Annotated in this window: 10 protein-coding genes and 1 riboswitch; of the genes, 1 reads left to right on the top strand and 9 read right to left on the bottom strand. The window is 32.4% G+C overall.

Features of this window, described 5'->3' with window-relative positions:
* Positions 1-143: 143 nt before the first annotated feature.
* The 5 genes from yiaA to AC3Y25_RS24160 all read right to left on the bottom strand — a co-directional run bounded on the left by yiaA (position 144) and on the right by AC3Y25_RS24160 (position 2820).
* A complete protein-coding gene (yiaA, locus tag AC3Y25_RS24180; RefSeq protein WP_427875065.1) occupies positions 144-542 on the bottom strand; it encodes an inner membrane protein YiaA in 399 nt (132 codons plus the stop codon).
* Positions 543-726: 184 nt separating this feature from the next.
* On the bottom strand, positions 727-1266 hold the full coding sequence (locus AC3Y25_RS24175; RefSeq protein ID WP_489904514.1) for a DUF4252 domain-containing protein: 540 nt from the start codon (positions 1264-1266) through the stop codon (positions 727-729).
* A gap of 2 nt (positions 1267-1268) precedes the next feature.
* Positions 1269-1844, bottom strand: a complete 576-nt coding sequence (locus AC3Y25_RS24170) for a DUF4252 domain-containing protein (protein WP_250837240.1) — start codon at positions 1842-1844, stop codon at positions 1269-1271.
* A gap of 18 nt (positions 1845-1862) precedes the next feature.
* Positions 1863-2324, bottom strand: coding sequence for a PG0215 family putative anti-sigma factor (locus AC3Y25_RS24165; RefSeq protein ID WP_489904513.1), 462 nt, complete (start codon positions 2322-2324; stop codon positions 1863-1865).
* Positions 2311-2820: an RNA polymerase sigma factor gene (locus AC3Y25_RS24160; protein ID WP_008464858.1), complete on the bottom strand. Its 510-nt coding sequence runs from the start codon at positions 2818-2820 to the stop codon at positions 2311-2313. Before AC3Y25_RS24160 ends, AC3Y25_RS24165 begins: the two co-directional genes overlap by 14 nt.
* A 170-nt stretch (positions 2821-2990) precedes the next feature.
* Between AC3Y25_RS24160 and AC3Y25_RS24155 the strand changes: the two genes are divergently transcribed.
* Positions 2991-4451 (top strand): S41 family peptidase, encoded by a 1461-nt coding sequence (locus tag AC3Y25_RS24155; protein WP_489904512.1) that lies wholly within the window; start codon positions 2991-2993, stop codon positions 4449-4451.
* A gap of 82 nt (positions 4452-4533) precedes the next feature.
* Here AC3Y25_RS24155 and AC3Y25_RS24150 read toward each other — a convergent pair whose 3' ends face one another.
* The 4 genes from AC3Y25_RS24150 to AC3Y25_RS24135 form a co-directional block, all read right to left on the bottom strand.
* A complete protein-coding gene (locus tag AC3Y25_RS24150; protein WP_489904511.1) occupies positions 4534-5592 on the bottom strand; it encodes a DUF5074 domain-containing protein in 1059 nt (352 codons plus the stop codon).
* Positions 5593-5596: 4 nt separating this feature from the next.
* Positions 5597-7450, bottom strand: coding sequence for a TonB-dependent receptor plug domain-containing protein (locus tag AC3Y25_RS24145; RefSeq protein ID WP_489904510.1), 1854 nt, complete (start codon positions 7448-7450; stop codon positions 5597-5599).
* 28 nt (positions 7451-7478) lie between these two features.
* A riboswitch (cobalamin riboswitch) is annotated at positions 7479-7686 on the bottom strand.
* Positions 7687-7751: 65 nt separating this feature from the next.
* Entirely contained in the window at positions 7752-8285 is a 534-nt protein-coding gene (gene cobC / locus AC3Y25_RS24140; protein WP_489904509.1) for an alpha-ribazole phosphatase, read from the bottom strand.
* Entirely contained in the window at positions 8270-9055 is a 786-nt protein-coding gene (locus AC3Y25_RS24135; RefSeq protein WP_489904508.1) for an adenosylcobinamide-GDP ribazoletransferase, read from the bottom strand. Before AC3Y25_RS24135 ends, cobC begins: the two co-directional genes overlap by 16 nt.
* Positions 9056-9126 lie beyond the last annotated feature (71 nt).

Here is a 9126-nt window from a genome sequence, read left to right as displayed (position 1 = left end):
TTTTGAGTTCGCTTCACATAATTTGAGCTTTCTTCCATAACGATTTTTTTTATGTATCGCTATTTCAGGACGGGACATTTTGCATAAAAAAAAGCCTCATTTTTTTAAATGAAGCTTAGTACTGTTTTTTTATTGATTAAACTTTACTCAACCTGATTAAAGCTCATATTATCTCTAGTGTTTTTTTGAACTGAAATAGCACCGAACAATGCCAACAAAAAAGCAAAAGCATAGAAACCTTTTTCGCTAGGAAGAATTGTTGCATTCCATAATCCGACAATCAAAAGAACGATTGAAAGCAATGTTCCGAACCAGCAAATTCCGTAATAAATATCTGTTACAGGAAGTTTTTCAAGTCTGTCTCTAACGCTTTTTTGCAAAGAAACTACGGCAAAAAGACCGAACATTAGAACGGTAAAATAGTATCCTTTTTCATTTAATAACATTTCAGCTCTTGCTAGTCCAACGATAAAACCGACAGTTCCAGCTCCAAGAGCTACCCAAGATGCCGCAATAAAGGCATTTGAAGTTTTTTGTATCATATTAATTCTGGTTAAATTAGATTTTTGAGATTTGTTTTTTTTATAATCTCAGTTCGTAAATGTAATTAAATTTGATTAATGGCAAAATGAAAATGCAAATAAATTAATAAGTATAATCTTAGTAGATGTTATAAAAAAAGCTCCAATATATTGGAGCTTTCTTAATTTAAAAAGTAAGATTGTATTATTTTTTAAGCAATTGTTCTAAAGGTTTTAACTGCTCCATATCTATTTTAGATTTCTGTAAAACAGACATTAAAGTCATAATGTTGTTTGGATTCATGTTTTCGCCTAAAACCCTAACTACAGCAAACCCATTTTCTTTTCTATTGGCAAAAATGATAAACTCTTTAATATTATCATCACTTCCAACATAGCTAACAGAAGCACCGTCTTTACCAGAACCAATTTTCATTAACTCTTGATATTTCGGATCTTTTAATATGGCTTTTACCTTGTTTCTTTCTGTCTCAAACTGTGCCTGATTGTTTTGATCAGCTTTGAAAGCTAGAATATTCATTTTGTCAAACGAATTTAAAGCTTCGCTTTGCTCTGCAGATAATTTTGTTTTATCCACATTCAGGATGTTTGGTGAAACATCTAATGCTATGAAATCTTTTTTCTCCGAATTTTCAACAAAATACTTTTGCAATGTTGGTTCAGAATTACAGCTTCCTAAAGTTAGAATAGCTGTAAGTGCTAAGATGAAAATATTTGTTCTCATTGTTATTTTTTACCTTTAGAAGCTTTTTTTAAGTCTGTACCGCCAGGAAGTTGCATTTTATCTGTTAATACTGAGATTTCGTTTAGATCAAAATTACCAGTTAAAGATAGTAAAACAGTTTCATCGTTTTTTGCACCATCCACATACATTAATAATTCTCTTATTTGAGTATCTGTAGCGCCAGATTTTACCATTATTCTAACATTTTTTCCACCATCATTTACACGCATTAATTCTTCTAGTCCGGCAGTTTTTACATATTTGTCGGCAGTAGCTTTCATGTCTGCTTCGATTTTTGGATTTTTAGTGGTAAACACTTTTAAGTAATCCAGTTTTTTTATTAGAGCAATATACTGCTGTGTCTCTTTATCAGAAGCGTCAACTTTTACTTTGCTCATTAAATCAAACATTTTTTTGTTTACAATTACTGAGGTTACTTCATCCTGACCATCAAATTTGTCAAAAGCGCCTTGGGCGTAGAATGTTGTGCTTACTAATGCGAATACTAAAGTTATAATGAAATTTTTACTCATACTTAGTTTATTGCTTTTTTGGTATTCGTGAATCGTTGATTTCATGACTATTTTTGTGTTTAATTACTGTTTAAAAATTTTGTTTTTTGATTGTTCATACTCGCTAATATAATGTACACTTTCAATACCTACATTAACATTGTTTGATAATAATGCCAAAGCTTTTTGTGTTGCTTTAAGCGCTTCTTCGGGATCATCGTAGGTTCCTAATTCTGTTTTCGAAGCTACTGCAGTAGTGTTTTTTTGTTCGCTCGCAAAATAATAGGTTCCAATTCCCAGCAAAACAACAGCTGATGCCGCAATCGATAACCACGCTACGTTACGTTTTTTAGATTGTAGTGGAATTTCATACGTTGATTTCTGTTCTTTTGCTTGAGAGAAATAGCCAAACATAGGTTTGTATTGCTCCAAATGCTGCGCAACATTTGGTGAAGAGAAATATTCTTTTAATTGATTTTCCTCAGCAATAGAAGTTTCTCCCTGAAAGTATTTTTCTAATATATCTTCTATTTTATTTAGTTCCATAAAGGTGTGTATTTGTCATTGATTCTCTAATTTTTTTTCTCGCTCTAGAAAGTGCCACTCGTATTGCTGTTTCGTTCATATTTACGATTTTGGCTATTTCTTCAAATTCATATTGCTCCACATCTCGTAGCTGAATTAATAATTGCATTTGTTCGGGCATCTCATTTATAATTTTTTCAACCCATTCTAAACTGTCTTGATCTTCCAGTTTTTTATCCAATTGCGGCTGCCGATCGGTAAAGTTGTTGTGAACAATTTGCAGATTGCTAGCTCTTTTAGATTTTAGCTGATCGAGACAATAATTTTTGGTCATAGTCATCGCTAGTGCTTCTACGCTATTATAGCTTTGCAGATTGTCTTTTTTGTTCCATAATTTCACCATTACTTCCTGAGTTGCATCTTCTGCTTCTTCGGTGCTAGTAAGCAATCTTTTTGCCAGACGAAAAACTTTGTCTTTAAAAGGATTTATTAATTCTATAAATACAACTTGGTTCATTAATCTGATGGTTAATCGTTAGCTTATATATTCAAGACGAGGCACAATTATATTTGTTACAACAAAAAAGAAAATATTTTTTTATGTAAAAAAAATACTGCTTTAAGGATAAAGCTAAAACTAAAGATACTACTTTTACGTTTATTCAGAATATAGATAACCTACACGATATGAAAACAAATTTAAAGAGTATTCTTCTTCTCTTTTTATTCGCATTTTCTTTACAGTCATGTGAAGATCAGGATGATGTTGCAGCTCCAGCAGACTTGCAGATTAATAATTTTATTTGGAGAGGATTAAATGAGGTCTACTTATGGCAGGCCGATGTGCCCAATCTAGCAGATGGACGTAATTTGCAACCCAATTTTAATCAGTTTTTAAGAGGATATTCTCATCCAGAGGATTTGTTTGAAGATTTATTGAACAAGCCAGTGAGCAAATATCCAAACGGCGATGCCATTGACCGTTTCAGTTGGATTGTTGAAGATTACACTGTTTTAGAACAGGAGTTAAGCGGTGTTACAAAAAATAATGGTGTCGATTTTAGATTGAGCCGCGTATCTTCAGGATCGAATGATGTAGTAGGTTTTGTACGATATATTATTCCAAATTCTGATGCTTCTACTAAAGCAATTAAGCGTGGTGATTTATTTACGAGTGTAAATGGTGTGAAACTTACGGTTTCGAATTATCAAGAATTATTATTGAATAAGGATAGTTATACGCTAAACTTGGCAGATTATAATGGAAGCAGTTATGTTTTGAATGGAAAATCGGTTGACTTGACGAAAACTGTTTTAGAAGAGAATCCTATTTTAATCAGTAAAGTGATTCCTTCTGGAAGCCATAAAATAGGTTATTTAATGTATAATGGTTTTTATCCTGGATATGACGATAAATTAAATCAGGCCTTTGGCGAATTCAAATCGCAAGGAATAACAGACCTGGTTTTAGATCTTCGATATAATGGAGGAGGATCTGTTACATCTTCCATTAGACTTTCTAGTATGATTACAGGACAGTTTGACAATCAGATTTTTGCTAAAACGCAGTTTAATACAAAGTGGATGAAAGATATGACTGCTGAGGATTTAGAAAGTTTGAATTACAGATTTGTAAATAATATTGAAGGAAAAGCGCTAAATAGCTTAAACCTAACTACAGTTTATATAATTACAACGGCTAGTACGGCATCTGCCAGCGAATTGGTTGTTAACGGATTAACGCCTTATATTAATGTCGTTCAGATTGGAGAAACTACGACGGGTAAAAATGTGGGATCGTATACGATTTATGATTCAGAAACTTTATTTACTAAAAAAGGAATTAATCCAAATCATAAATATGCAATGCAACCTTTAGTATTTAAAATTTCAAATTCTGCAGGTTTTGGAGATTATACTCAAGGTTTGCAACCTACTTATGTACAAAGAGAATATTTGGATACGTATGGGGTTTTAGGTGAAACGTCTGAACCTTTGCTTAATTTGGCTATTTCAAAAATTACAGGTGTTTCTGCCAGAAGAGTGCCAAATGATTCTGAACCAGAACATCCTTATTTGACAGATTCAAAAATTATAAATGGATTAAGACACGGAATGTATTTTCAAAATGCTCCAAAGAGTTTTTAAAAAATCGTTTAATAAATAGAAAAGGCTTTCATCACTGAAAGCCTTTTCCATAAAAAAACAAAAACTAATTCTAAAGGTAAAATTAATCGTTAAAGTAGAATCCGTTTGGACCTAAACCAACAGTTAATTCTTTTAATAAGCTTCCGCTTAAGTTATAAATATAAGCTTTACTGCTTGAAGCAAAATCACCACCATCTGCAATAAAGATTCTATCATCTTTTACAGCAAAACCATACATTTTTCCGTACTCAGAAGTTGAGCTGTATTCGAAAATTGGAGTTGTAGAAGCTGATGTTGCGGTGTAATCCATAGCGTAAACTGCAGTTTCTAGAGTATAGTATATTTTATTGTTGTAAATGTCTAGGTTTCTAACTCCATCAAGAGCTTCTGGAAAAGTAATTTTGCTGATAGAATTGTCAGACAATTTTACTTTTATAATTTCACTTCTTTCTCCGTATGAGCTTCTAATAGTGTATAAAACACCATCTTTAATTTCCATTGTATCTGCTCCTAAACCAATAGCTAAAGAAGTTTCAAGCTTGTTTGTTGCTGGATTTACTACAAGTAATTTATCGTTATTGTAAGGTTCAGTTACATATAGCTTATTGTTGTAAACTTCAATATGGTTAGCCGTTGCGTTTAAAGCAATTGTAGATTCTACTTTGTTTGTAGCTAAATTGATAACAGCAATAAAATCATCTGTATTACCAGCTGGGTTTGTGTTCGATGCATAAGTATTAGCATTAGTTACATAAGCTTTTCCGTCTTTTACAACTCCGTATCTAGGAGTAAGTAATCCAGTCTCAATTTTTGCTTCAAGTTTAAATGTATAACGATTTACTACATTTATAACATTAGAACCTCCAGCAATAATGTATGCTTTATCTCCATCAAAAAAGATATTCTGAAGATATTTTCCAACAAAATCAGAACCATTTACAGTACTGTATACATCTTTTGTGAAAGTATTTAAATCGTCACTAACAAAAGAAACAGAACCTCCATCAGTAAAATTTCCCTCATTTAAGATGAAAATTCCATCATCATAAACTCCTTTTGGATCATTGGAGTCATCGTCATTAGAACAAGAAACAAAAAGCGAAACGCTAAGTGCTACTAAAAATAATCTAGTTAGTTTCATTATATTAAAATTTAAGGTTTAAGTACAAATTAAAATTCCTTCCTGGCATTGGTCTATATTCTAAACTTTGATAAAATGTATTCCAAAGATTTAGAACTTGAAATCCTACTTTAAAAGAAGACAAAAGTTTAAAATCGTAATCAATTCCAATATTTGATACATTGTAGGCATCAACAATTTTATCAGGATCGTTGTCAGATTGCGTATAGACAAAGCCATTATAAAGAAATTGGTAATAGGCAGAAACGTTTTTTTTTGAATAGGCAACAGAAGCGGTAACTTTATTAAAAGGAACAAAAAACAACTGTTTTTTAGTTTCAACATTTTCTGATACAGTATAAGCATAAGTTGCATTTGCTGTCAGGTTGTTTTTGCCATAACTTTTCTTCCAACTCAACAATGTTTCTGCTCCATAGCTATTTACTTTGTCTGTATTTTGTGGCATCCAAATTCCATTTGTTCCAGGAACCCATCTCAACAAATCTTTTATTTTCATGTAATAAAAGGTCTGCGTTATATTAAAATTTTGAAAAGTAAAAACATTGCCTATTTCTGCTTGATAGGAGCTTTCAGGTTTTAAGTCTGGATTTCCGCCTTCTTCCCAGTATAAATCATTGAAGGTTGGTATTCTGAAATTTCGTGATGCATTTAATTTCAAATTATATAATTTCCCAAACTGATAAGAAGAACCAACTGAAAATAGGACAGGAGATTGGTAGTTGTCTGTGAATTCTTTTCGAATGCCAAATTCGTTTTTCCAATTAACTGAAGCGTCTTGTTTAACAAGCAAAGCGGCAGAACTTATTTCTCTCACATTATCACCAAAACCAGAACCATATCCTTTAGTTCGATTATAGTCCAAAATTCCGTTTACTTGCAATGATTTGAATAATTGATATCCTAAGTCTACTTTTGTAATAAAGCTTTCTGTTTTTCCGTAAGTATAAATATTACTCGAATTATCGGCATAATATTGATAGTTCTCGAAAATATAAGCAGTTTTTAAGTTGGTAGTAAACTTCCCAAAGTTACCGTCGTATTCTAGTAAGTTTCTATTAAACCCATTAACATATTTACTTTTCATTTCCGATTCGGAAACTATAGAAGTATTTCTATCTGTATTTGAGGTTTGGGTATATAATTTTAGAATGTTTTTGGCATTAATTTTATAACCCGCATTGGCGCTTACCGTAATAATATCATATTGGCCATTTTGGTTCCAGCGCTGTTCGCCTTTCCAGTTGTACTGATTCAGATATTTATAATCGTTTGTTGAGCTGTTTTTTGATAATCCAATTTGGGCACTCCATTTTTTGTTTGAAATAGAAGTTTTATAATTAATCCCAATCGTATTAAAACTACCGTAATCTAGTCTTAAATTATTCTCAAAACGATTAGAAAACAACAAATCGTTGTTTAAATGCACTGTTCCTCCAACTGCACCGCTTCCGTAAATCACGCTTCCGCCACCCGCTTTTACGCTTATCGAATTGTAATCGGAACCTGAAATGGTATTAAAATCGGTGCTTCCGTTCATTTGGGAATTAATGTTAATTCCGTTCCATATTACTGCGGTCTGAGAAGAAGTTGTTCCTCTAAAAGCTACGGTAGATAACATTCCGCGACCGTATTCTTTAAAGTAAATCGTAGAATTAAAGTTTAATAAATCGGTTAGAAGAGCTTCGTTTTTGCCAATAACAGAATCGTTTAATTTTAAAACAGATTGTGAAACCGAATAGTTTTTTAAATTTTTGTCTGAAACCAATACTTCTTTCAAGCTGGTAATAGAATCACTCTGCGCCGAAAGAATCTGGCACATTACAAATGAACAAAAAGCAAGAAGTCGTTTTAAAGTCATAATTCCTTCACTCTTTTTCCCGAGAGCTCGATAAATTGTTACAAAGGCAGGTCTCCTGGCTTGCGTCTTGCTGTTTACCTTCCCATCACGCGGGGCGTGACAGTGGTGATGTAGTTACAGCAAGCATTCATTTTTGTGAACTTAGCTTACAGTTGCGGGTACAGCTCAAGAAATTACTTGATTCCCTTTTAATGTGTTTTTGAATTAAAAACACAACCTTAATTTGCTGCAAAGATAAAGTTAAAAATACTGATTATTCAAATTTGTTTTATGTTTCATGAAAAATTATAAATTATTTGCATTAAAAATCGATTTTTATAACTTCTCCGAAATCAACTTTATTATTGAAAGCTTCTTTTAATGGCAGTGAACTCTGATGGCATAAAATACTTCTGATGATTCCGGCATGAGCAACAATTACAATTGGCTGGTTTGTTTTTGAAATGGTATCAGATAAAAAATTACCAACTCTTTCATGTAATTCAACAAAAGATTCTCCGTTTGAAACTTTGATATTTACAAAATCTTCCATCCACGGGTTGAGTTCCTCAGAAGGAATTTCGTTCCAGCTTTTCAATTCCCAATCGCCAAAATTCATTTCTTTTAAGCGTTCGTCTTCGTGATAAGAAATACTTTTAATATTTTCTTGAATGTGTTTTGCTAAAATAACACAGCGTTTTAACGGACTCGAGAAGATAATTGCCTCCGAAGGAAGTTCAGAAATAATTCTGCCGAAAATTTCATCAAATGGAACTGCAATATCAACATCTGATTGTCCATAACAGATTCCTTTTTCGCAGATGGTTTCGGTATGGCGAACTAGATAAATTTCCATAAAAATAAAATGCTTAAATAAAATATCACTTCGCAAACCTGTTGTGTAGCGCCAAGACAATCTCCTGTATAACCGTCAATCCATTTCTGAAAATATCGAGCTAAAAAATATCGAGTTATAAAAACGGGAATTATAGCCAGAAGAAATTTTAAATCAAAATAAGAAAATACAAGCAGCGGAATTAATCCAAAAAAGAATGATCCAAAAACTTCTTTCCAAGTGTATTGTTTCGCAATTGGTTTGCTTTTGCTAGAAGCATCATCACGAGAATATTCGTGTGTAAAAATAATGCTTATTGCTGCCAGACGACTTAAAGAATGTGCAGAAATGAATAAAAGGAAAATTAGTAAAATGTTATTAGTGAAAAGTAATATCGATTCTGAAAGCAGTTTGAATTTTAGTAGAAAAAGTAAAACCAGTCCGATTGCTCCGTAAGCTCCAATAGCGCTGTCTTTCATAATCATTAAGATTTTTTCTTTTGTCCAGCCTCCGCCAAAACCATCACAGACATCGGCAAATCCGTCTTCGTGAAAAGCTCCGGTTGTTAAAATAGAAGTAATCATTGACAATATAATAGCAATTTCCGTTGAAAGAAAAAATGAAAAAAGATAAAAAGCCAGAAAGGAAATACTCCCAACAATCCAACCAATAAAAGGGAAATATCTTGTGGCTTTATTTAAATAATCTGGATGATGTGTAATGTTTTTTGGACACGGAATTCTGGTGTAAAACATTAAACAGGTGAAGAAAATATGTAGTTCTTTTTTCATTTGATTATGATTGTTTGGCTAAAGCCCTCTTTAGGAGCAAATTTATAACCTCCAGATAAATCTGGAGGCAA

The sequence above is a fragment of the Flavobacterium sp. LK-23 genome, assembly GCF_058135255.1.
Note: the sequence above shows the minus strand (reverse complement) of the source record. Positions and strands in the feature narration are given on the sequence as shown.

Coding starts and splice junctions, on each gene's coding strand:
- AC3Y25_RS24135 (WP_489904508.1), bottom strand. CDS start 9,055: ATGAAAAAAGAACTACATATTTTCTTCACCTGTTTAATGTTTTACACC.
- AC3Y25_RS24145 (WP_489904510.1), bottom strand. CDS start 7,450: ATGACTTTAAAACGACTTCTTGCTTTTTGTTCATTTGTAATGTGCCAG.
- AC3Y25_RS24175 (WP_489904514.1), bottom strand. CDS start 1,266: ATGAGAACAAATATTTTCATCTTAGCACTTACAGCTATTCTAACTTTA.
- AC3Y25_RS24155 (WP_489904512.1), top strand. CDS start 2,991: ATGAAAACAAATTTAAAGAGTATTCTTCTTCTCTTTTTATTCGCATTT.
- cobC (WP_489904509.1), bottom strand. CDS start 8,285: ATGGAAATTTATCTAGTTCGCCATACCGAAACCATCTGCGAAAAAGGA.
- AC3Y25_RS24150 (WP_489904511.1), bottom strand. CDS start 5,592: ATGAAACTAACTAGATTATTTTTAGTAGCACTTAGCGTTTCGCTTTTT.
- AC3Y25_RS24170 (WP_250837240.1), bottom strand. CDS start 1,844: ATGAAATCAACGATTCACGAATACCAAAAAAGCAATAAACTAAGTATG.
- AC3Y25_RS24160 (WP_008464858.1), bottom strand. CDS start 2,820: ATGAACCAAGTTGTATTTATAGAATTAATAAATCCTTTTAAAGACAAA.
- AC3Y25_RS24165 (WP_489904513.1), bottom strand. CDS start 2,324: ATGGAACTAAATAAAATAGAAGATATATTAGAAAAATACTTTCAGGGA.
- yiaA (WP_427875065.1), bottom strand. CDS start 542: ATGATACAAAAAACTTCAAATGCCTTTATTGCGGCATCTTGGGTAGCT.